General features: G+C 41.9%; 21 protein-coding genes. 10 read left to right on the forward strand and 11 right to left on the reverse strand.

Annotation, left to right across the window (positions count from 1 at the left end; translation table 11 throughout):
• Positions 1-30: 30 nt before the first annotated feature.
• Positions 31-1,878 (reverse strand): asparagine synthase (glutamine-hydrolyzing), encoded by a 1,848-nt coding sequence (gene asnB, locus BW986_RS09120; protein WP_076367201.1) that lies wholly within the window; start codon positions 1,876-1,878, stop codon positions 31-33.
• Positions 1,879-2,163: 285 nt separating this feature from the next.
• Between asnB and BW986_RS09125 the strand changes: the two genes are divergently transcribed.
• Positions 2,164-2,730 (forward strand): DUF2777 domain-containing protein, encoded by a 567-nt coding sequence (locus BW986_RS09125; RefSeq protein ID WP_076367203.1) that lies wholly within the window; start codon positions 2,164-2,166, stop codon positions 2,728-2,730.
• Positions 2,731-2,787: 57 nt separating this feature from the next.
• Here BW986_RS09125 and BW986_RS09130 read toward each other — a convergent pair whose 3' ends face one another.
• The 4 genes from BW986_RS09130 to BW986_RS09145 form a co-directional block, all read right to left on the reverse strand.
• The gene (locus BW986_RS09130; RefSeq protein WP_076367205.1) at positions 2,788-3,129 is read right to left on the reverse strand and encodes a YisL family protein; all 342 of its coding nucleotides are present in this window, start codon (positions 3,127-3,129) and stop codon (positions 2,788-2,790) included.
• A gap of 134 nt (positions 3,130-3,263) precedes the next feature.
• Positions 3,264-4,445 carry a DUF418 domain-containing protein gene (locus BW986_RS09135; RefSeq protein ID WP_076367207.1) on the reverse strand — a complete coding sequence of 394 codons (1,182 nt, stop codon included), beginning with the start codon at positions 4,443-4,445 and terminating at the stop codon, positions 3,264-3,266.
• Between the two features lie 41 nt (positions 4,446-4,486).
• The gene (locus tag BW986_RS09140) at positions 4,487-5,761 is read right to left on the reverse strand and encodes an MFS transporter (RefSeq protein WP_076367209.1); all 1,275 of its coding nucleotides are present in this window, start codon (positions 5,759-5,761) and stop codon (positions 4,487-4,489) included.
• 241 nt (positions 5,762-6,002) lie between these two features.
• Positions 6,003-7,595, reverse strand: a complete 1,593-nt coding sequence (locus BW986_RS09145; RefSeq protein WP_076367211.1) for a long-chain-fatty-acid--CoA ligase — start codon at positions 7,593-7,595, stop codon at positions 6,003-6,005.
• A 222-nt stretch (positions 7,596-7,817) separates the two neighbouring features.
• Here BW986_RS09145 and BW986_RS09150 point away from each other — a divergent pair, with 222 nt between their 5' ends.
• The 6 genes from BW986_RS09150 (at position 7,818) to BW986_RS09175 (ending at position 9,785) form a co-directional block, all read left to right on the forward strand.
• On the forward strand, positions 7,818-8,039 hold the full coding sequence (locus BW986_RS09150; RefSeq protein ID WP_076367213.1) for a spore germination protein: 222 nt from the start codon (positions 7,818-7,820) through the stop codon (positions 8,037-8,039).
• Between the two features lie 22 nt (positions 8,040-8,061).
• The gene (locus BW986_RS09155; RefSeq protein ID WP_076367215.1) at positions 8,062-8,268 is read left to right on the forward strand and encodes a spore germination protein GerPB; all 207 of its coding nucleotides are present in this window, start codon (positions 8,062-8,064) and stop codon (positions 8,266-8,268) included.
• 83 nt (positions 8,269-8,351) lie between these two features.
• On the forward strand, positions 8,352-8,963 hold the full coding sequence (gerPC, locus tag BW986_RS09160) for a spore germination protein GerPC (protein WP_076367217.1): 612 nt from the start codon (positions 8,352-8,354) through the stop codon (positions 8,961-8,963).
• Positions 8,953-9,132, forward strand: coding sequence for a spore gernimation protein GerPD (locus tag BW986_RS09165; protein WP_076367219.1), 180 nt, complete (start codon positions 8,953-8,955; stop codon positions 9,130-9,132). The genes gerPC and BW986_RS09165 overlap by 11 nt, the downstream gene beginning before the upstream one ends.
• A 5-nt stretch (positions 9,133-9,137) precedes the next feature.
• A complete protein-coding gene (locus tag BW986_RS09170) occupies positions 9,138-9,545 on the forward strand; it encodes a spore germination protein GerPE (protein ID WP_076367221.1) in 408 nt (135 codons plus the stop codon).
• Positions 9,546-9,566: 21 nt separating this feature from the next.
• Positions 9,567-9,785, forward strand: a complete 219-nt coding sequence (locus tag BW986_RS09175) for a spore germination protein (RefSeq protein ID WP_076367223.1) — start codon at positions 9,567-9,569, stop codon at positions 9,783-9,785.
• 43 nt (positions 9,786-9,828) lie between these two features.
• Here the strand turns inward: BW986_RS09175 and trpB are convergent, their stop codons facing one another.
• The 5 genes from trpB to BW986_RS09200 all read right to left on the reverse strand — a co-directional run bounded on the left by trpB (position 9,829) and on the right by BW986_RS09200 (position 19,747).
• Positions 9,829-10,992, reverse strand: a complete 1,164-nt coding sequence (trpB, locus tag BW986_RS09180) for a tryptophan synthase subunit beta (protein ID WP_076367965.1) — start codon at positions 10,990-10,992, stop codon at positions 9,829-9,831.
• A 129-nt stretch (positions 10,993-11,121) separates the two neighbouring features.
• Positions 11,122-14,856, reverse strand: a complete 3,735-nt coding sequence (gene addA, locus BW986_RS09185; protein ID WP_076367225.1) for a helicase-exonuclease AddAB subunit AddA — start codon at positions 14,854-14,856, stop codon at positions 11,122-11,124.
• Entirely contained in the window at positions 14,849-18,346 is a 3,498-nt protein-coding gene (gene addB / locus BW986_RS09190; protein ID WP_076367227.1) for a helicase-exonuclease AddAB subunit AddB, read from the reverse strand. The genes addA and addB overlap by 8 nt, the downstream gene beginning before the upstream one ends.
• Positions 18,347-18,535: 189 nt before the next feature.
• Complete coding sequence (gene lepB, locus BW986_RS09195; RefSeq protein WP_076367229.1) at positions 18,536-19,099, reverse strand: signal peptidase I; 564 nt, start codon at positions 19,097-19,099, stop codon at positions 18,536-18,538.
• A gap of 33 nt (positions 19,100-19,132) precedes the next feature.
• On the reverse strand, positions 19,133-19,747 hold the full coding sequence (locus BW986_RS09200) for a TVP38/TMEM64 family protein (protein WP_076367231.1): 615 nt from the start codon (positions 19,745-19,747) through the stop codon (positions 19,133-19,135).
• A gap of 288 nt (positions 19,748-20,035) precedes the next feature.
• Between BW986_RS09200 and BW986_RS09205 the strand changes: the two genes are divergently transcribed.
• The gene (locus BW986_RS09205; protein WP_076367233.1) at positions 20,036-20,407 is read left to right on the forward strand and encodes a YhjD family protein; all 372 of its coding nucleotides are present in this window, start codon (positions 20,036-20,038) and stop codon (positions 20,405-20,407) included.
• 304 nt (positions 20,408-20,711) lie between these two features.
• Here the strand turns inward: BW986_RS09205 and BW986_RS09210 are convergent, their stop codons facing one another.
• On the reverse strand, positions 20,712-21,017 hold the full coding sequence (locus BW986_RS09210) for an STAS domain-containing protein (protein WP_076367235.1): 306 nt from the start codon (positions 21,015-21,017) through the stop codon (positions 20,712-20,714).
• Positions 21,018-21,837: 820 nt separating this feature from the next.
• Here BW986_RS09210 and BW986_RS09215 point away from each other — a divergent pair.
• A complete protein-coding gene (locus BW986_RS09215; RefSeq protein WP_076367237.1) occupies positions 21,838-22,677 on the forward strand; it encodes a ComEC/Rec2 family competence protein in 840 nt (279 codons plus the stop codon).
• Positions 22,678-22,896 (forward strand): DUF3006 domain-containing protein, encoded by a 219-nt coding sequence (locus BW986_RS09220; RefSeq protein ID WP_076367239.1) that lies wholly within the window; start codon positions 22,678-22,680, stop codon positions 22,894-22,896.
• Positions 22,897-22,916: the final 20 nt, after the last annotated feature.

The raw sequence follows: 22,916 nt of genomic DNA on the forward strand, positions 1-22,916 counted from the left end.
GGGCAATGAAAATCATTCGCCCCGTTTTTTTCAATCGATTATTTGGATATCATATTCTTTGAACCATACATGGGTTTGTGCCAAGTGAGCGAGCAACTGTGGACCAGACATCAATTGCCCGAACCACGGCACTTTAAAAGCGGCACCCTTGGAATCTACTATATCGGTTAGCTTCTTTTTATCGAAAAACTCATGCAGGACCGAATTTTTATCCGTAAGTAAGTCTTTCAACCACGCCTGCACACGGTCTGTATATATAGGGTTATGGGTTTTTGGATATGGACTTTTTTTACGATACAATACCTCATCAGGTAACAGCCCCTCCAACGCTTTCCTTAGAATACCCTTTTCACGGTTGCCTTCCATTTTCATTTCCCAAGGAATGTTCCATGCATATTCAACAAGGCGATGGTCGGCAAATGGCACGCGCACCTCTAGACTTGCACCCATACTCATCCGGTCCTTCCGGTCAAGGAGCGTCGTCATGAACCATAATAAGTTCATATAGAAAAGCTCTCTCCGCTTTGCTGCCACACCGCTTTCCCCTTCCAATTTAGGCGTTTCGGCAAGGGTGGTCAAATAAGCTTCCTGCGCATACTCCTCCAGCTTCAATTTCTCGCGCCATTCCGTCTTTAATAAAGATACCCGCTCCCCGGTCGATCTCATCCATGGAAAACCAGCACGATTCAAATCATCCTCACGATGGAACCAAGGATAACCGCCAAAAATTTCGTCCGCACATTCGCCGGATAGGCCTACGACAAAATCCCGCTTGATTTCCTTACAAAACCAAAGTAAAGAAGAATCGACATCCGCCATGCCTGGGAGGTCCCTTACAAGGACAGCTTCCGTTAAATAATCCGTCAACTGCTCTTGAGTGATGATCGATGAATGGTGAACCGTGTTAAAGGTATCCGACATCTTTTTTATCCAATACCCATCAGAGTTAGGCTGAAAATCATTTGCCTTAAAATAGCGCTCATTATCTTCATAATCGATGGAATACGTATGAAGCTGGCCTTTTCCTTCTTTTTGATAGGCGTTTGCCGCAATGGCTGTTATCGCGCTTGAGTCAAGCCCTCCCGATAAGAAGGTACAAAGCGGAACATCTGATACAAGTTGCCGTGTGACTGCATCTTCGACAAGGAAGCGAACCTTCTCGGCCGTCTCATCAAGAGTATCCCGATGTTCCTCGCTTTTCACATTCCAATATCTCCAAATCCGGAGGCCTTTCCTTGATAAGGTAAGCGCATGGGCAGGCCTTAATTCCTGGATATTATGAAATACCCCTGAACCTGGCTTTCGGGATGGACCAACACCAAAAACTTCAGACAACCCATCGCGGTCAATCTCCGTTTTAACATCCGGATGGGCCAGGATCGCCTTTAGTTCCGATCCGAAAATGAACCCGCCGTCCCTTTCCGCGTAAAAGAATGGTTTTACCCCCATGCGATCTCTTCCAACGAATAATTTCTGTTCCTTTTCATCCCAAATCGCAAATGCAAAAATCCCATTGAACAAGTCAATGCATTTTTCTTTCCATTCTATATAAGAAGTTAGTAAAACTTCTGTATCAGAATGACCGTTAAAGGAATATCCTTTTAATAATAGCTGTTTACGAATATCCTCGGTGTTATATAGCTCACCATTATAACAAAGTGTATATCTGCCGTTTTCGTGATTTTTCGTCATCGGCTGTTTTCCGCCTTCCGCATCGACAACCGTTAACCGTTTATGACCAAAGGCAACATGGGCTTCGCTCCAAACATTTTCTTCGTCTGGCCCCCGCTTTGCCAACGTTTTTGTCATGTTTTCCAATGTTCTCGTTTTCGTCCGTAAATCTTTTTGAAAATGCACCCAGCCTGTTATCCCACACATTTTACACTTCATCCTTTCTATCCGGACTATCAAAAATATATTGGCTCCCTATCTAAAAAAAGATTTACAGTCCCTAAGTATCGATCAGCAATTCCGTAGGACTACCCTGCCCACATCGCCCGGCGTCGTTAATGAATTGTTGAGCAAAGCATCCCGTGTTTAAACATAGCCTATGCAAAGACGGAAAGATGGTTATTTGTCCATAATATTTTAAAATATACAGTTATATTTTCATTGGATTTTGACTAAAAAGTAGGTGAGGATTCCACTATTGGAGGTATATGTATGAGTCAGCAACAACGAATCAAGTTAATGAACAGGCAAACAAGAGCTTTTACCGAAGGAACAGTGGAAAATATCAATCAACAATGGATTTTTTTCGATGATGAAACAGATGAGGCCTGCTCCATTGAAGACCACGTTGATAGCATCATTGAAGTGTACAGGGGTGGGCGCTGGCAGCAAGGAGTAGTTGAAGAAGAGGGAAAAATCCTGCTTCACCGAGAAATCACCTTCTTAAGGGAAAATGAGCCCATTCGGATACGCAAAAAACTGCTCTACTCTTTTGAACGTTTATTGGAAGAATTGAACGATGATTCCTTTTTCCAATTTGTAACGACATTGAATTCACTTGATTTTTCTATTTATGATTGTATATATAGTTATAACCAGCTCACCTTTTTAAGGGCCGTCCCTAACCAGTCAGGCGTTAATTTCTTCACCTTTGATAACGAGAGCCAAATATGTCTCGTTCAGCACCACTTTTCTTATGGGAAAAAGGATCACGATCGTTTTGAATTCACCCTGAACACTGGAAAAAGGATCGTCATTGAGAAAGTGAATTCACAATAATGGGCAAAAGAAAACGGGTAAATGAGATTTCCTCATTTACCCGTCTTCAATTCTGTATTAAAAAAAGTCCATTCCTTGTGGCAGCGAAAGCCCTAAATAAAGGACGAATACAAGCGCTACGATGAACAATATCCACATGGCACTCGTGCTTTTCCCTTTTTTCGTACGGACCAGCACCATCTCCATCGCCGCAATCACGATGATTCCAACAATCATTTTTACTGCGTAAGCACCAAAATCAGTGATCAGCATACCGCCAGTCAGGAAAATCAATAGATAGAACAACCGTGTTATCATATGTAGCATTTTCGCTTTCGGATTTCCACCTTTAAGCATCGAATATGTGACAAAGAAAAGAATGATTCCGATAACCCAAGCCGTAATATGCATATGTGTCATTTTTTTGCCCCCTCGTTCAGTTTCCATTTCATCATATCATAGGCTTTTACAAAAAAACAAAACTAAGGAACTACCTGAATGGGTAAAAACCAACAATTTAATGAACATCATTTACATTTATTCTTAATAGGTCCCTACCTGCGCATAACCGGCTTTTTACCATATGTAACCAAACGCCATATATATTCAACCGGTCCGTATTTAAACACCCCCATCCACAATAAGGAAAGCAAAATTTGCAGGCAAAACAGGGCCATTAAGAAAACAAATCCTGTCGTATAAGAGACTGATCCATATAATCCAAGGCCATATGAATAAAAAATGGCCGTACATACCATAGATTGGAACAAGTAATTGCTCATCGACATCCTTCCGATATACGAAAGCGGATGTAAGAGGCGGAAAGCCCCTGCCTGTTCCGCCAAAAGCGCGATTGCCGTGATATAAAAAGTCGTAAGTAACGGCCCTCCCAAATAATCCTGCACGAATATCGTACCAAAATGGTAAACCGTCACATACGGCAGAATCTTAATTGACATGCCCAATAGCAAGCTTACAATCGAAATCATTTTCAATTGTCGTTTATATTGGGTTGGATTTTGGAGAATGCCTTGTTTTGCAACGCCTGCTCCAATTAAAAAAAAAGGAAAAATCGATAAAAAGAGGATAATGGCATTAAAAGGGTTGTTCACCATATACCAATCCTGTGCCCTTTGGCTCATTATGTCCGTAAATGTACCAGATTGATAGACTTCCAAAGACTGTTTCATCATCGCCGTATCAGTCGTTATTGCCATCCCTTCCCTATCAAAAAGGCCCAATATAAGAAATAGCGTACCCAATATCGCAAAAGGCAGGATATAACAAACCGAGCCTAGCAGAATTAAATTCCTGCCCTTCATTTTATAAAAAAATAAAAATGCAAACCCAAATACAGCATAATTGATGAGGATGTCCCCATGCCAGATGAAAAAAGCATGAATGCACCCAAGTATCAGCAGGAAACTTAGCCTTTTCATATATAGTAAAGGAAATGAAATACCCTTTTCTTCAGTCCTTACAGCTAGTATGATTGCCCCAAAACCGAACAGAAAGGCGAATAACGGATAAAAGCTGGCCTGTGCGACAATATCACTGAATCTGTACAAAATCCTGTCCCATCCCTCGGACCACTGCCCGGCACCATCTATGTATAAGAGCGGAGAGTGGAAAGAAGGCATATTCACTAAAAAAATGCCTAAAATGGCCAATCCACGTAAAACATCGATGCTTACGATCCTTTTACTTTCCTGCAATGGTACCATTGTGCCCTTCATAGGGTACACCCTCTTTCATCCATACAGATTTAACATCCTTTCTATAACTCCATTGCATCAGTTTTAACTTTCGTGACCGCTTTTTGCTTTTTTATCAGTATGACAAACAAGCTGCCCAATAAGCAAAAGATTCCTGCCAGGAAGAATGCCCATGTATAGGAATTGAATATTTTGAAGATAAGCCCTCCACCATACGCCGCCACTGCCGCACCCACCTGATGGGCCGCGAATATCCATCCGTATACAATCCCGCTTTTCTCCATGCCAAAGACTTGCCTTGAAATGCTTATGGTCGGAGGAACGGTGGCTATCCAATCCAGGCCATAAAAAATGGAGAAGATGATCAATAGACCGATTGAGCCTTCATTTAGCGCAAAAGGAAGTAATACGAGGGAAGCACCCCTTAGAGCGTAATACCAAAACAACAGCCAACGGTTATCAAAACGATCTGATAACCACCCGGATACAGTCGTACCAATCAAATCAAAGATTCCCATGAAAGATAGCAGTGATGCTGCCGTCACAACCGGTAAACCAAAACTAATGCAGTAAGAAATGAAATGTGTGCCGATCAACCCGCTCGTTGAAAGTCCGCATATAAAAAAGCTCCCTGCCAATAGCCAGAATTCCTTCACTTTCACTGCTTGATTCAATGACTGAAAGGCCATGGCGATGGGGTTCTTCTTTTGTACTATAACGGCCTCCTGACTTTCCTCCTCTAATCCGTATGGAAGAGTGCCGACTTCCATCGGATTGTTTTTCATGAATAAAAGGATGATTGCCAGCATGATCAAGCTAAGGATCAAAATTAATCCAATCGCCCATCTCCATGAATAATTCTCAATGATGATGGCTAAAACCGGAAGTAAAATGAGCTGACCTGTGGCTGTACTTGCCGTCAGTATCCCTACCGCCAGCCCCCGCCTCTTCTCGAACCAACGATTTGCCACATATGGGCTCAATACCGTTAAAAACACACCAGAACCCAATCCAATGATAATTCCCCAAATTAAAATGAGCTGCCACTCATGCTCCATGAAAAAAGTGAGGAAAATCCCTGCCAATAAAGTGGACATGGCCAATACCATCATTTTCTTCAATCCAAGCACTTCAATTAGAGCGGCCATGAATGGACCCGATAAGCCATAAAGAAAAAGACTTATGGCGAAAGCTAAAGAAATGACGGACCGGTCCCAGCCGAACTCACTTTCAAATGGTACGATGAATACACCCGATGATGACCTAACGATTCCCGCTACAATTATCGAGAAGAAGGTTATGATTAAAATAACCCAGCTATAATGAATACGTTTCAATGCTCTCCCTCCACAATCCAAAACTCATGAAAATGAAAAATTATAATAATTTGAAATATTTTATAATAGTAACACTTTATCGTTAAACAGGAAGCTTTTTATCGAAACAAATTTCATTGCTCCTGAATGACCGTCCTTATCCAACAATGGCATGAGTTACTCTTCATAGCTTAATCTGAAACCGAATTTAAAGGGCAACAGAAAAAAACGCTGATCATTTCTGAACAGCGTTAGCGAGGCATCAATTAACGAATCTGCCTGTTTTCCCCTTAGATTCCCAGTAATCATTACGGAGATGGATTTTTTGTATTTTCCCTGATGCCGTTTTTGGAAGCTCATCGACGAACGACACACTGGTAACTGATTTGAAATGAGCTAGTTTTTCCCGTGTGAAGGCCTTTATATCATCCTCCGTTAATTCCACGCCCCTTTTTGGCACTATGAAGGCATGCGGCGTCTCTCCCCACTTTTCATGCGGAACGGCAATGACTGCCGCTTCAAGTATTTCCGGATGTTCGTAGAGTACTCCTTCCACTTCTATGGAAGAGATATTTTCTCCGCCACTAATGATGATATCCTTTTTGCGGTCAACGATATCAACATTGCCATTTTCATCGATTGTGGCCATATCCCCTGTATGCAGCCATCCATTTCTCAAAGCCTGGCTGGTCGCTTCTTCATTTTTCCAATAACCTAACATCACTCCATGACTGCGGACGATGAGCTCCCCGATATCTACACCATCATGGGCCACTTCCTCACCATTGTCATGGATAACCTTTACCTCGCTGCCTATGATGGGATATCCGGCTTTCGCCTTCATTCTGTATTTTTCTTTTTCCGAAAGATCATCAAATTCAGAACGAATCAGCGATATCAGACTAACCGGTGTTGATTCAGTCATTCCGTAAATTTGAATGAATTCCCACCCTAACTCTTTTTCCACCCTTGTAACGAATGCAGGAGGCGGTGCGGAACCCGCAACGACGATTCGGATATCCTGCTCGATATTCGGAACATTCCTTTCATAATATTGAAACAGGGAATTCAAAACCGTTGGTGCCATATGCATTATGGAAACCTTATGTTTTTGCAGTGCATCAAATATCATTTCAGGGCTGGTTTTCCTCAAACAAACTTGAGTGGCACCATTTGCCGTATAATAAAATGGGGCACCCCACCCATTCACATGGAACATCGGCAGTACATGCAAATATGTATCGCGGTCATTGACCCTGAAATGATGCATCGCACCCAGAGCATGTAAATAGTTGTTGCGATGAGTCAGCATCACCCCTTTGGGATTTCCTGTGGTCCCGCTAGTATAAAGGAGGCTCGAAACATCATTTTCATCCACGGACTCCCGTTTGAAGCACTTGTTATCATGACGTTCCAGCCAATGGTTGTAATCGGTTTCATTTATCTCTTCATTTTTATAATGAACGATTATGTGCTCCACCGATTCAAGTTCATCCTTGACAGGGGAAATTAGATGATATAATTCCTGATCTACGAAAAGGACCTTTGACTCGCTGTGGTTCAAAATGAATACATAATCGGCAGGCTTTAAACGGATATTCAATGGAACGATTACTGCCCCAAGCTGAAAGACCCCATAAAAGCCTTCAAGCATTTCAATTGAGTTAGGTGCTAAATATGCCACCTTATCACCCTTTTTGACTCCAAGGTCCCTTAAACCATTCGAAAGCTGGTTTACACGACCGTTCAGCTCTAAGTATGTTAAAACCTTGTCATCTCCAATGATGGCTTTCTTATCGCCATATAGTAAGGCTGCCCGATCCAAGAAATGCGATAATACTAATGGTACATTCATTTCCTCACCTCTAATTTTATTTGAATATTCTAAATTAGTATTATATTACCATATCTGTTATCAGGCTTTCAACAATATTCACCATTGTTATATAACAATATATTGATAGGCAGATGAATCACATCAATCATGAGCCAACATACAATACATTGAAACTCCCTTCAGTGATAGGCTCATGGCCTGAGATTCAAGGGAAAAACCAGAAAAAAAAGGGTGATTTTCTTGCCGGCCATCGTAGGAGTCGTTCAAGTCATCAACGTCGGTAGCAGTGGAATTGTCCATATTGGTGACGTCTTTAAAATAAGTCCATTTTCCACCTCAAAAACGTTTGCAGGTGCTGGCTCTTTTAATACAGGTGAATCCATATCCCTGTATAATGCCTATAGCACCACAAATACAAATGATACAGATGGTATCGATCAGCCACTGGTCTTAAATCTCTAATGTTTTTAAGAAAGGAGTCAGCATGATCTTCAATATTCACCAGACCATACAAATCAATATGATAAAAATTGAAAGCATCGCCAATTCATCCGTTTTTCAAATAGGAAGTGCCGGGGTGATTAAACCATATTCAACATTAGCCAATACCGGAGGATTCACCGAGCCTGCTCCACAAATTGATGCTGATGTAACTCCATTAACCAGTTTCGTCCCATTTACCCCCTCCTAGTTCATAGGCATTCACCTACCTCCGACTTTTTCATATACTGTCATATATGAAATTAACTTATTGTGAAGGTGAGGTGTTGAATCGTGAATCAGGATCTATATTCATATTCCATACAAATGCAGCGTTTTCTTGAAGCCCAGGATAAACGGATCATGAAACTTGAACACGAACTCAAACGCCTGACAGATGAACTAGCCGAGCTGAAAAATAAACCGCCAATCCATGTAGATAAAATTGAATATAAATTCGATCAGTTAAAGGTCGAATCTCTAGATGGAACATTGAATATCGGTTTAAATCCAACTGATCTTAACAACATTGATGAATTTGCCGTCAACAACCAACCTGTTCAACCTGCCCCTAACCTATTTCCAGGCAGGGAGATCGTCGTCCAGGAAATTCACAACGATATACTTTCAGACTTGGAAAATATGATTCACGATGCGGAAAACCAGCTAAAAATATCATTGGAACCCTCTTATCATGACTTCATTAAGCAGGACGTCGAACGCCAGCTGCATCAACGGATTAATATGTATTTCGATAATCTTTCATACGCGGAACGTGCTCCGCAGCAAAGGGATAATATCAAGGAAAAGATCAGGGAAAAGGTGAAATCCGATATTCAAACCGCACTATTTCAATTCATTACCCATTCACAAGCCGAGACAGGAGGAAATCCAAATGGAATTTAATGTAACCAATCACCAACTTTGCGTAGGAGATATTAAAATTACCGGTGTAGCAAGCTCTGCTTTATTTCTCATAGGGGATGTACAAACGGTCCAACTGTCCTCAGCATTCGATACCCCGCCGGAATCCCTTATTATCGGGCCACTCGTGCCGCTTACTCCAGAAGGGTAAATAACATGTTTTCTAGAATATCAAAAGTAAAATCTTTAGTATCCGACACGGTATCATTCAGCTCCACTCTGCAAATCGGGGATACTTCATATATAGACGGTAATTCCCAGGCTTTAGCGGTCCAAAAGAGAAGTGAAACTTTCCAGTCAGTCGATATTCATTTCGAAAATTATGAAATTTTCAAGAGACCATTTTATATTCCGAGATTGAATGAACCAGTCATATCAAGTTTTTCAAATCCGAATCCCTTCATACGGGTCGGCAATATCAATATAATCGGGATATCAGCCTCATCTGTAGTTGGTGTGGGGAATGTATGTCATGCACGTATGGAATCAAGAGTGAAACATATTCGGGAAGTTCCTAAAAAAATCGAAGAAACGCCAGTCGTGGATTCAACCAATAACGCTTAAATTTTAAAAGGAGGGGTTCATATGCCAGCCATTATCGGCCCAGTTCAAGTATTTAATGTCGCGGAAGGAAACCTGCTATTTGGTGATTGCGCCGTCATTTCCCCTAAGTCTTCCTCCAAATCGGTTTCCGGATCCGGTTCAGGGAACACAGCTGCAATCGTGTTTACGGCCAATGGCCTGAATGGAAGCAATGTCCTTGATGTCAATGGGGTCGACCAGCCCATTACAGGGAATAATTAGTCAAAGAAAAAGCCTCCCATCTCCAGGGAGGCTTTTAAATTCGTTATTTTTTTAACATGTTAAATACTTGCTCGACATCTTTGTCTCCCCTGCCTGATAAATTGACGATCAGTATATCCTCTCTTGTCAACTCTTTCGCCAGCTCCAAGGCGTGAGCTAAAGCATGTGAGCTTTCGAGAGCTGGAATGATCCCCTCTGTTTTTGATAATACCTGAAAAGCCTCAAGAGCTTCTTCTCCTTTAACCGTTACATACTCCGCCCGTCCGCTATCTTTCAAAAAACTATGTTCGGGTCCCACGCTTGGATAATCCAATCCGGCTGCTATGGAAAATGTCGGTTTTGGTTCCCCTTGTTCGTCCACTAACGTCAAACTTTTGAATCCGTGCAATACTGCCGGGACACCTTGGGAAATACTTGGTGCCTCACTTGGCTCTACACCAATTAAACGGACATTTTCCTCATCGATATAATGAGCAAAAGCACCAATCGCATTACTTCCCCCTCCTGCACAAGCAATGATGGCAGTTGGCAGCTTTCCTTCCTTTTCAAGGATCTGGCGCTTTGATTCTTCACTTATGATTGATTGAAAATGCTTAACAATCGTTGGATATGGGTGTGGTCCCACTGCTGAACCAAGCAAGTAAAAAGTATTTTCATAGTTTTGCACCAAATCATTCAATGCCTCATCAACGGCATCCTTCAATCGACCCTGTCCCTTTTCGACCGCTACGACCTTTGCCCCCAACAATTCCATCCGAAAGACATTTAATGCCTGCCTCTCCGTATCCAGCTTACCCATATAGATCACACACTCCATGCCAAACATCGCACATGCAGTAGCAGTCGCCACACCATGCTGCCCAGCGCCCGTTTCTGCGATGATGCGTTTAGCACCCATCCGTTTAGCGAGCAGGATTTGTCCGATCGCATTATTAATTTTGTGAGCACCTGTATGATTCAGATCCTCACGCTTCAAGTATATTTTTGCCCCGCCAACCTTTTTCGTTAAATTCTTCGCATGTGTTAACGGATTTTCGCGTCCGACATATTCTCTCAGATAATATTGAAACTCCTCAATGAATTCCGGGTCATCCTTATATTTCAGGAATTCCGTTTCCAAAATATCCATAACTTCCTGAAGTTCACCAGGTACGAAGCTTCCACCGAACTCACCAAAGTATCCCTTGCTCTTGATCTCACTCGTCATACTCGTCTCTACTCCTTTAAAAAGGTATTTTTCTCCACTAGTATATAGTAAGCATTTATACCTTTTCAAACTATTCTGTTTATTTAACCAAAAAGAAGCGTCCCACATAAATGGGACACTCCTTTTCTCTTATACTTCCATTAAATGCGAGCCATCAAAGAAAAACAAGTAACGGCCGGTTACCTTCTTATTCATTATCCCTTCAACAGCCCTCGTATAAAGCTGGAGCTGCATCCGGTATCTATCGGCAAGAATCTCTTTGGCCCCTTCATACCCGCTAGCAAAACGGCCGGTTATGGTATCCGTTTTATAATCGAGGAGCACAAGACCTTGTTCATCCTCAAAGATACAATCAATCACACCTTGAATAAGGATCTCTTCATCTCCCGCTGCCCAATCGCTGTAAGCTTCCTTTGCAGGCAACGACATCGTGAATGGCACTTCACGGCGAATGCTTCCGGCCCTCTGCATTCTTTGCCCGATTTCACTGTCAAAGAAATCGAGGATCGTCTCAGGTTCCACAGCTGCTTTCTGTTCCTCCGTCAACAGCTCACGTTGAATCAAGTCAACGATCAGTTCCTGAATCGATTGAATGGTAATCTCTTTAGATAGATCGATATGCTGCATGACTAAATGAGTAATCGTACCCCTTTCAGCAGGAGTCAGTGACTTTTCTTGCATGAAAGTCGGCCGCTTCGTGATAGGTCGCTTAAATTTACGCAACAACTCTGTGGAGCTTTGCTCGTCCTTGAGTTCATATTGACGTTTTAGTTCAGAAACGGATTGCTTGGAACGATACACCGTCGCATCATGCTCTGGGTACTCCCATTCCAGCTGTTCCTTGATATCATCATAAAACTCGGAAACGATACCGACCTTCTCCGATTTCTGGACATGATCAAGCATTTGCTCTTGAACCAGTGCCTCTTCCTCATCAAGAACAGCAAGCTCTTCACTTGGAATGACGGAAATGGACCAATTCGATGGATGCGACTCCATTTCCAAGCCTTGACCTGCAGCACCAAGAGAATCCCGATGTCGGACAAGGGATGGACCAATCCAATCAAGATAACTTTTTGCACCTGCCCGTACATAGTCCTTTAATAGCCACTCTCCATGTGCAGCATTACTTTCCCAGTTCTGCTGCGTTTTTTCAGCATCATTGATACTGGCAATCAAATAAAGCTTCTCCTTAGCCCTTGTAAGCGCCACGTAGAGGACACGCATTTCTTCGGCAATTAATTCAAGCTGCTTTTTTTTCTTGAAAGCCATTTGAGGGAGGGATGGATAAGTTATCCGTAATTCGGAATTCACATACTTTGCCGCAAAGCCATAATCCTTATCCAGTAAATAGGGCTTGCGTAAATCCATCATATTGAATTGCTTGGAAAGGCCGGCAATGAACACGATCGGGAACTCAAGCCCCTTTGAGGAGTGAATCGTCATCAGCCGGACTACATCTTCCTGTTCCCCTAAAGCCCGGGCTGCCCCTAAATCATCCCCACGTTCTTGCATTCTTTCTATAAAACGCAAGAAACGGAACAGACCGCGGAAAGAACTTGCTTCATATTGCCTTGCCCTGTCATACAGAGCTCTTAAATTGGCCTGACGCTGTTTGCCACCCGGCATCCCACCTGCAAAATCATAAAACTGCGTTTCTCGGTATAGAAGCCAAATCAAATCCGATAATGCTTCCTGCCTGGCAAGCTTCCTCCACTTCACGAGTTTTTTATAAAAAGCAGAGGCTTTTTCATAAAGCCCGGGATGTTCTTCCGGGTCACTCTTTCTGTAAAAATCAGCTAGCGCTTCGTAATAGCTTCCTTTATGGAACAAACGCACCTGTGACATCTCTTCTTCATCCAGACCGACGATAGGTGAACGGAGAACGGATGCCAATGGGATATCCTGTTGCGGGTTATCTATCACTTTCAATAAGGAAATCATGATGGCCACTTCGGTCGCTTCAAAATAACCAGTCGATAAATTAGCATATACTGGAATGCCCTGCTTTTTAAATTCCTCCATGATTTGCGGTGCCCATGGCATCGAACGAAGAAGAATGACCATGTCTCGATAAGTCGCAGATCGGTACTTTTGGGTTTTCGTATCATATATCCGATGCTTTTCGCTTATAGCCCTTTTAATGAGCTTGGCCATCTGTCTTGCTTCGAGCTGTGCTTTTTCAAGCTCTTCGGCTTCAAACCCGCCATCCGATCCTTCCGTTTCCGAATGTGCTTCCGGATCGGCAGTTCCATCGATTAAATGGAGTTCGATCGGATTTGGATCTTCTTCGGGATATGGGGCACCTTTTTTCAATTGGGCATCTTCATCATATACAATCTCACCGACTGTAACGCCCATCAACTGTTGAAACAAGAAATTGGTCCCATCGAGAACTTCCTTACGGCTCCGGAAATTGCGGTTTAAATCTATTTTCAGTCCGGAATCGACACCATCATGAGTAAAACGTGTGTATTTCCCAAGGAAGAGATTCGGTTCCGCAAGCCTGAACCGGTAAATGGACTGCTTGACATCGCCAACCATGAAAAGATTCCCATTATATTCGCCGTCAGCCGTCACAAGTTTTAAGATGGATTCCTGAACCAGGTTCGTATCCTGATACTCATCTACGAGTACCTCTTTGAACTGGTTCCTGTATTCTACGGCCGCGGCTGAAGGTTTTCGTTCACCGTCCACAGTTTCCCCCGTCAAAATTTGAAGACAATAATGTTCCAAATCGGCGAAATCCACCAAGTTCTTTTCTGCTTTTGCAGCAAAAAATCGATCGTCAAACTGCTTAACAAGCATTACAAGTGTATCGACATAGCCCTTGAGCTCCCTTATATCCCGCAGATAACTTTCCGGTTTGCGGGAAAATAACTCTTCCTGTAACGATTTGATGATTTTCTTCGCCTTATCACGACACTTGGTAGCCTCATCCGAAACTTCTTTGATGAAATCTCCACCAGTAAGGCGTTTTGCCGTACCAAATTTCACATTTTGGATTTCTTCATAAAGAGCATTCCAGGATTGATCCTTCACTTCCGAAAGTTTAGCAACCAGGGCAAGATCAGCTATATAGTTTTCAGCCCTTGGTGCCGGGCCTCCAGGGATTTTTGTCAATGCAAGCGAGCGTTCCAATAAGTCCCTGGCAGTGTCCAATTGCAAGCCAACATCGAACTTCAATGAATCGATAAACGAAAGATCATCAATCCCTTCATCATCTGCCAACTCATACATGCTAGCTGCACCATCGAGCCATCGGGCCGGCTCTGGATTCGATTGCGAAAAATCATGCAGCGATCGAACGATATTCTGAAGCGCATCATCGTTTCGATCGCTTGTGAAAGCATCAACCAAATTAAAGAACTCTTCATTATCACTTTGGCCATACTGCTCCTCGAAAAGCTCTTCCATCACTTCATCACGGAGCAGCTGGATCTCCGTTGAATCTGCAATCCGAAAGCCCGGGTCGATATCCGTCAGATAATAATACTTCCTGATCACCTCTAAACAAAAGGAATGAAGTGTGGAAATCGAGGCACGATTAATCAAGCTCAACTGTTTACGCAGATGCTGTGAATGCGGATTATCATTGATCGCTTTTTCCAATGCCTCACTTATCCGATGGCGCATCTCGGCAGCCGAGGCATTGGTGAATGTAACGACAAGCAGTTCATCAACATCGATTGGATCTTCTTCGGAAATGACTTTTTGAATGATCCGATTGACCAGCACCGCTGTTTTCCCTGAACCTGCGGCGGCCGCAACCAGAATGTCCTGATCTTTAGCCCATATCGCTTTCCATTGATCTTCCGTCCAAGTCACATCTCCCGGCAGAGCAGGAATTTTCGTTTTACTCATCTTTCTCTCCCTCCCCCCTTAATAGCTCAAGAACGTCATTTTGTTTCTTCTGTGCCAAATTCCTGAATTGGTTTTCCTCCAGTGATTGGTCGAATTGGCATACAGATTTAAAGGAACAGAAAGTACACGGCGTTTTTTCCTTTAATTTATATGGGGTTATATCCACATCACCATCGACCATTCGATCACCAGCCTCCTGATAAATACGGCGCACATGATGATTCAGAAGCGAAAACTCTTCCCTGCTGGCAACTTTGGAAGCCGCAAGGAGTGATCCGTCCTTTTTAAATCCAGCTGGAATGATATCCGACTTACCCGAATTTTCAATATCAAGCGAAGTATCCATCATCTGAATGACATTTGAATGATCCAGTACTAGTCCATTCATTTTAAAACTTTTATAAATTTCTTCCTCAATTTTATCCAAACTGAGCATTCCCTTTGATTTGACAACGGGATTATGCACATGAAAATACAAAACGCCGGCTGGAATCGCTTCTTTTCCTATAAGCGACTTGGAATGGGTGACAACGATATCTAGGTATGTCAACATTTGCAGCGCGAGTCCATAATACACTTCACTCATGTTCAGTTCCTTTTCACTCGACTTATAATCGAGCACACGCAAATAGACACCCTCATCTTCTTCCGCTTTATCCACGCGGTCAATCCGCCCGATCAATTCCATCTTCGTACCGTTTTTCAATGTGAAAGAAAGTGGAGGAAGCTCGCCATTTTTTCCGAAACCAAGTTCTAATCCGACTGGGGCAAAACCGCTCACCTTTGCATGTTCACTTAATACGATTGAGGCCCGGCCAATCACATTTTCCAGTTTCCTGCGTAAATAGTGATGGCGGTTCGTACTTAACAAAATCTGATTTTGGAGTTTAGGAGCAAGTCTCTCCACAGCCATTCTGGCCAGCTCCAAGCATTGTTCCGGGGTCAATGCAGACCAAGGAATATCATGGTCCTTTAAATAATCGGAAATCATTTTCAACGCTCCATGGAACATCTCGCCTATATCCGGGGCATCCAAACGGAAAATTTGCCGTTCCCGTAATTTCAAGCCATGAGCGGCATAATGGGAAAACGGACAGCTATTGAACATTTCCATCCGGGATACACTCGTAAGAATGCTCTCACCGTATAATTGCTTACTTGTTTCCTCAGATAATTTCTTTGTCCTATTTTGATAAAAAAGGCTCGATAAAACCTTAGTTGCTGAAGGACCGGCCATATCATCATCCATAATGGCATTATATACATCCCACCATAGTGAATGGATTGGATAGTTCCTTTTTTTCAGCTGCAATTGGGCAGCCAGGTACGATAGGGCGACATCATGATTTGCAGCATATTTCACCTGTTCCTCAGCAGGCAGATCGGACGGATCGTTCATATAATACACATCGGAAACGTTGGGCAATACGTCCCTTACCCGTTTCAAATAGGATGAGGGTAAAAGTGCCTTCCCTTCCTCATCGGCAAGCGGATATGATAAATAAAGGGCCTCGGCAGGCGTAGTAAATGCTTTGTACGCTGTAAACTCCTCATCCAGCAGGCGCACTTTTGAACTTGGGGCAACATCAAGTCCACCAGCCAGCAGCACCTCACGATCACTATCTGAAAATATCCCGTCAGATACAGCTTTTCCAGGCAGAACCCCTTCGTTCAGGCCTATAACAAAAGCTGTCTTCACATCATCCAGGCGGGATAAATCTAGATTGGCGACCAATACTTGGTCAATTGCCGGCGGTACCAAAGAAAATTCAAGAGACTCCAGACCAGCTTCAATGATAACTGCAAACTGTTTCAAAGAAAGCTCTTCCCCGCTCAGCAGTTCAACGAATTGGTCCAATAGGTCGACAACTGCATTCCATGTTTGCTCATGCTCTCTTGCCGATACCAGGTCACCTGCTTCTTCTGCCTCTTGTTTCAGCTTTTCCAATTTTTCCGGTACATGCAATTCTTCAAGATATAGATAAAGGGCTTCACACAATTCCCTGCCATTAACAACCTTTTTAACACGTTTTGAGAGCTTCAAGATGGGCTCGGTAAATAATTGCTTCAGCTCATTCAACTCTTGCTCAAGCTGCATTTCCTTATCCGTTTGATTCCGGTCCTCGAGTTCCAGTCCGCGGAAGCGCCGGTAGGTCCAACGATCTTTGGACGTCCACCTGCTTCCTTTAATGCCACGGGCCAGCACATAGTTTTCCAGCTTATCTACCTGTTCACGCATTCTATCATGGTTATTTTGCAGCGGAAAAAGAAGCTCCGTCTTGATCGCACGAAATACCGGCTCATAACGCCAATAGCCATTGATGATCTCCAAAGTGGAACGAATCAGTTCAATCAGAGGATGATTCAGCATCGTCCGTTTGGAATCGACGAACAAGGGAATTTGATAATCCCGAAAAACGGTTTGTAAAATATCTGCGTACGCTTCTCCATTCCGGACTAAAATCGCAATATCACTGAAACGGTGCTGTTTCTGTCTGACCAGCGACAAGATGTCCCGGGCAACTCCTTCAATCTCGGCTCTGCGGTTAACTGCCTGGGCGATCGTCACATCAGGCGACTGCTCTAACGCTTTGGCAGGGCGAATGGCAAAATAAGTTTCCAGGTGATTCAGCCCCGGGCTCTTTCCAAACCTTTCCGTTCCTTTTAAGATTCGATCTTCTGAAATCGGTATGCCATTCCTCAATCCAGCCTGATAAAGGTGATGATATAGATTTCCCGTTTGCCTGAACAACTGCAAATCATCCGGAGCATATTGTCTGTAGGGCTGATCTAACGTCAGCGAGATCGTTACACTCCTGCACAGCTTGATCATTTCTTCCGCAATCAATAATTCCTGCGGAGTCAAACTATAAAAACCATCGATATATATATCCGCATCCCTTATATAGGAAGAATCCGCCATTTTCTCGATCAGCAAAGTGAAGTAGTCTTCGGAATCTAAATATTTGTTAACCATTTCATCCTCAAAAGCCTGATAGACCAATTCAAGATCATGCAGTTTATCCTGAATGCCGCTGCCGGCCTGTGAGGTTTCGGCCAAATAGTTTTGAATGTCATCAGGTTGGATGCAATACTGCTTGAACTCAGCCAGCATTAGCTCCATCTGTGCAATGAACCCCTGCTTATCGGCAGAACGACGAAACATCTTTAACTCTTCCTTTTTATCATCCATGATTTTCCGTATCAACATATTAACGCCAACGCTGTCCAAATGCAGCCGGCTCATCCCCCCGGTCTCCTGAAGGACGCGCCAAGCAAGCCTGCTAAAACTAAAAACCTGTGTCCGGATCATTCCGGCAAGGCCTGGTGTTTTAATTAATTTATATTCAGATAGAAACGTCATCTGATCAGGAACGAGGTAGATAATTGGATTTCCTTCGGGATCTTCTGCCAATTTGGAGCGAATTTCGTCCAATATATTCGAAGTTTTCCCTGCACCCGATCTTCCCAGTAAAAAACGGAGTGACATCTCTTTTTCCCCCTTACAACATAATATCTAGATCCATCATACCAGAAATACTTTAGTCACCATGACTAGGTTTCTGTTTCCAATTAGATTTACTTTCTATTATTTTACCGTTTCCCTTAAAAAAACACCAATCGTACGTTCGCGTTTTTTCCCAAAAGAAAAAGCCCACATAATTTTGGGCTTCCACGATCATTCACCTGTAAATTTATAATTGAATTCTTTGACCGGCCAATATCGAACATCCACTTTACCGACAACATTTTCAACCGGTATATAACCAAAGTGACGGCTGTCAGCACTTTCAAGACGATTATCACCCATGACAAAAAGCTTGCCCTCCGGAACTTTGGTCACATCCGTCAACTCTTTTAATGTAAAATCACCTGTAAAGTCCTGTCCCGGGAAACCTTCCTTGAATTTCTCAAGATAGGGCTCATCCACTTTCTCACCATTTACGTAAAGCCAATCATCTTTATATCGAATTTGGTCACCTGCAACCCCTATAACTCGCTTAACATAATCTTCTTGTGAATTTGCATGAAAAACAATAATGTCAAAACGGTTGATATCATGAATCTGGTAATTGATTTTATTCACGACAAGTTTATTTCCATCTTCTAGGGTCGGCTGCATCGACTTCCCTTCAACATCATAGCTTGAAAAGAAAAATGTACGGATTAAGATGTAAATAACAAAAGCTATCATCGCTGGTTTTATCCAATCGGATAAAGAATTCTTGTTTGTTTTTTCCATCTAGTTCAACCCCTACTGCATTTATATACTAATTTATTGTCCTTCTTCCCTCTTCATGCTTTTATTTAACCGGACTTCAAGTCTTTTTCCCACATACCATAGGATAAAGATGACGATCCCGATAATGATCGTACGCACAGGTTTATGAATTAAGGATACTAAATCGTAACCTACGAAGCTGATCGTAAAGATCATCACCGCTTTCCCCCCCACCACTGCAAGTCCATATTGCAAGGGACTGACTTTTGAAAGTCCTGCCACGATATTAACGATGGCCGAAGGTGTAAAAGGGAAGCAGAGCAATATGAACAAAGGACCGAATCCATGGCTTTCCACCCAAACCATCAACCTCTGCACCTGTTTATGCTTTTGCAAAAATCGGAAAAACCTCATTTGACCATATCTTCTAATAATCCAAAAGATCAAAAAAGAACCCGCTACCGCACCAATCCAAGAAAATAAAAAGCCCCACCAGAGACCAAAAGCCGTTGCGTTAGCAAGCACGAACACCACTAAAGGCAAAAAGGGCAAAAAAGCTTCCAGCATCGGCAGTAAGATCCCAGGAATTGGACCGAATGAGCGATATTGCTGAATAAGTGCAGATATATGATCAAGTGTAAACCACTCACGTATAGTATCCAAATCCATAATTATCTCCCTCGACATGCTGCTATCAGAGCAGCATAAACTTATTAAAAACTGTTTATTTTAGATATATCACTTTCCCCTGAAATTGCAAGAATTATTATCCATATACCTTCATACTTTCCCTAACTCCGGAAAACATAATCTTGTTAACGAATATTTCTGGATTTATCAAAACCGCTTGCATATACACTGAAAATACATTAGGATAAAAAACGGAACAAACGTTCTATTTTTACAAGGTATACATACTAATATTAAAAACCGTGCTATTAGAAAGGAGCGGTCAAGATGACCCGCATTCCAGAAGATGACCGAAATATGATTGAAAAAGCCATCTACCTCCCTATGGTTATTACAGTCTTAAACCGGGATCTCAAGGTCATCGAAATTAGTCCGTTCAAATTAAAAAGGCCCTATTCGGAGCTAGTCGAACATATTTTAAAAGTGGTTCAAGACGAACTTGCCGAGGTAAGGCGATATTTGCGCAAGGAGAATATTAAGGTTAGTGAAATCAAACGCGATGAATCCTTCACGATGTATTGTTTTTTATATAAAGGATACGAGGAACATCATAATTATTTCAATCCCCGCCTTCGCAACAAAACCGAAGACTTGTTATGTTATTACTTTTTCGAAAAAAACCACTATTCAAGGAATTAGAGACAGGCCTCCTCCATATATATTTGTGGAATATAGGTGTTTGGAGCCTTTCGGGAAGGATACAGATGCCTTCGTTGTAAGTATGCATGACCATTAACAACGCATCCCACCTTTCCTGCTTCATAAAGTTACGGGAGGTCAATTTTTGATGATCAAGATCGATAGGACTTACTTACCTCCATTCACCTGTATGAATATTCCATAATCCATATATAATTGGCTATCTCAAATATGGATCTAGCACCATGAAATATCACTTTCGATCAAGTCATAACCTATGTAATCAAGTGCATTTTGAATATCCTTAAAACATTTTATTTTTGAGATTCTTCAAATCAAAAATTTTTACATATTCCTTGGCCAAGGTTGGAGTGACACCCGTTGTGATCATTCCCCCCATCAAACCAAGAGCACTCACCATATTAAATAGAAAGTTAGGAAAACAATTATCTTGAACGATGAGCTTCGACAAATCAATGAAAAAGTAATCAATATCATTATCCGCCGTAGAATGTAACACATCACTCATGATTTGCACTGAACGATTTCTAAGGACACAGCCCTTAACGAATAATAGGCCGGGCCGGCTCGTCTGTTCATAATTAGTCATTTTAATCACCTATACGCCTATTATAACCATTCGCCAACACTATCATTTTAGAGTCCGTAAAAGTTTTTTTGCAAAAGATTGTTAATTGCATATCCATACCTATATCTACTAGTAACGATCTCTTGATATAAAACGTATAAAGTAAAAAGGAACATTCAGAAAAAAATAAGAACCTTTCCCGAATAGTTTGTGAAACATTGAACAAAATTATTGTTGCATCGTGGGTGTCTATTATATTATGTATTAAGAAATGATCATCAACAACTTATACCCCCATTGTTTAATTTCCCCAATCCCTTATTTCTTATAAAAAACCATGCAATGTTTTGTTTGCATGGTTTAATTTGTAGCCAAAAGGGTTTATCTAAATTTTAAAACAAAGTTGATTGGAACGAAATATACGAGACTCCTGCGGGAAATGCGTGTCCCAGGGAGACCCCGTAGGCGCAAACGCACCGAGAAGGCTCCCGCCGGACCGCCCGCGGAAAGCGGGTGCCTGGAGTGGAAATCAACGTTTAAATTGGACAAACCTAAAAAAACAGTAGACAAACTCATCAACATTCTCTGTAATAAAATATTTTGTTGGTAAGCCTAACTTTCCATATTACTTTCAACATTCTTCTTATAAAATTCTGAGAGAAATAGATTTTCTATTAGTTTTCACCTGTAAATTAACCGCTTTATAACTTAGGTATAAATACCTATTATCATTTTAACCATAGATTAAGACGTTTTTTTCCTTTTTTACCACAAATAAAAACCGTGTCCAAATCCCCGTTTTTCCGGTTAAACATGGTAAATTATTAATTGGAGGGGAAAAATGAAGAAAATAAATATTCTACTGGTTGCCTTTCTTGTTTTGTCTTTATTCACTGGACTTAAAACAACTGAGGCAGCCTCAAATGTGAAGGTACATTTCATCAACGTTGGACAAGGAGATTCAATCCTTATACAAACCGGTAATGAAAACGTTTTAATCGATGGCGGCGGTAAAGGAAAGGGCGACGAAGTGGTAGCCTACCTTAAAAAACAAAAGGTAAAAACACTTAATGCATTAGTATCCACTCACCCAGATGCGGATCATGTAGGCGGTCTGGCTTATGTGATTAAATCGCTTAATGTAAAATCTGTGTATGCCCCTAAAGTTTCTCATACCACCCAGGCATACAAAGACTTTTTAACGGCTGTTAAGAAGAAGCAGCTTACAATAAAAAAAGCGAAGACTGGCGTGGAAATCGTCACTAAAGCAAAGGATAATTCCCTTAAATTCATTGCACCTGTTAAAGACTATGCCAAGTCTGACTTAAATAATTGGAGTGCTGTCCTTTTACTTAAACACGGCAAAAAAACATTCTTGTTTACAGGTGATGCCGAAGAAAAAGCAGAGAAAGATATGCTGGCTAAAAAACTGGTACCAAGTGTGGATGTACTTAAAGTCGGCCATCATGGTGCAAAAACATCGACAAGTTCAGCTTTCATTAACAAAACAAAACCGAAATATGCTGTAATCAGTGTAGGGAAAAATGGCTATGGGCACCCTACCTCCACTGTTGTAAAACGGTTGAATTCAGTGAAAGCCAAAACTTATCGCACAGATAAATCAGGTAACATTATTTTTACTTCTACAGGTCAGAAAATTACTGTAAAGACGGTGAAATAAATGGTACAAGGAATTATTGATCGCTTCGAAGGAAAGGTCGCTGTCGTTGAAATCGAAGGTGGTGACATGAAGGATTTTCCTAAAAGCGCTCTCCCCAAGGGAGCAAAAGTAGGAGATATGCTGATTATCGATGGTAATACGATCACCATTTCCAAAGAAGGCACTAATCAGTTAAGAAAAGAGATTGACGATTTAATGGATGAATTATTTGAAGATTAATTCCCGGGCCCTTCTTTAAT

This window comes from Peribacillus simplex (assembly GCF_900156045.1).
Lineage (GTDB): Bacteria > Bacillota > Bacilli > Bacillales > DSM-1321 > Peribacillus > Peribacillus simplex_D.

Bases quoted from the DNA above. Each gene is read 5' to 3' on its own strand.
- asnB (WP_076367201.1), bottom strand. From the start codon at position 1,878: ATGTGTGGGATAACAGGCTGGGTGCATTTTCAAAAAGATTTACGGACG.
- BW986_RS09125 (WP_076367203.1), top strand. From the start codon at position 2,164: ATGAGTCAGCAACAACGAATCAAGTTAATGAACAGGCAAACAAGAGCT.
- BW986_RS09130 (WP_076367205.1), bottom strand. From the start codon at position 3,129: ATGACACATATGCATATTACGGCTTGGGTTATCGGAATCATTCTTTTC.
- BW986_RS09135 (WP_076367207.1), bottom strand. From the start codon at position 4,445: ATGAAGGGCACAATGGTACCATTGCAGGAAAGTAAAAGGATCGTAAGC.
- BW986_RS09145 (WP_076367211.1), bottom strand. From the start codon at position 7,595: ATGAATGTACCATTAGTATTATCGCATTTCTTGGATCGGGCAGCCTTA.
- BW986_RS09155 (WP_076367215.1), top strand. From the start codon at position 8,062: ATGATCTTCAATATTCACCAGACCATACAAATCAATATGATAAAAATT.
- BW986_RS09165 (WP_076367219.1), top strand. From the start codon at position 8,953: ATGGAATTTAATGTAACCAATCACCAACTTTGCGTAGGAGATATTAAA.
- BW986_RS09170 (WP_076367221.1), top strand. From the start codon at position 9,138: ATGTTTTCTAGAATATCAAAAGTAAAATCTTTAGTATCCGACACGGTA.
- BW986_RS09175 (WP_076367223.1), top strand. From the start codon at position 9,567: ATGCCAGCCATTATCGGCCCAGTTCAAGTATTTAATGTCGCGGAAGGA.
- trpB (WP_076367965.1), bottom strand. From the start codon at position 10,992: ATGACGAGTGAGATCAAGAGCAAGGGATACTTTGGTGAGTTCGGTGGA.
- addA (WP_076367225.1), bottom strand. From the start codon at position 14,856: ATGAGTAAAACGAAAATTCCTGCTCTGCCGGGAGATGTGACTTGGACG.
- addB (WP_076367227.1), bottom strand. From the start codon at position 18,346: ATGTCACTCCGTTTTTTACTGGGAAGATCGGGTGCAGGGAAAACTTCG.
- lepB (WP_076367229.1), bottom strand. From the start codon at position 19,099: ATGGAAAAAACAAACAAGAATTCTTTATCCGATTGGATAAAACCAGCG.
- BW986_RS09200 (WP_076367231.1), bottom strand. From the start codon at position 19,747: ATGGATTTGGATACTATACGTGAGTGGTTTACACTTGATCATATATCT.
- BW986_RS09205 (WP_076367233.1), top strand. From the start codon at position 20,036: ATGACCCGCATTCCAGAAGATGACCGAAATATGATTGAAAAAGCCATC.
- BW986_RS09210 (WP_076367235.1), bottom strand. From the start codon at position 21,017: ATGACTAATTATGAACAGACGAGCCGGCCCGGCCTATTATTCGTTAAG.
- BW986_RS09215 (WP_076367237.1), top strand. From the start codon at position 21,838: ATGAAGAAAATAAATATTCTACTGGTTGCCTTTCTTGTTTTGTCTTTA.
- BW986_RS09220 (WP_076367239.1), top strand. From the start codon at position 22,678: ATGGTACAAGGAATTATTGATCGCTTCGAAGGAAAGGTCGCTGTCGTT.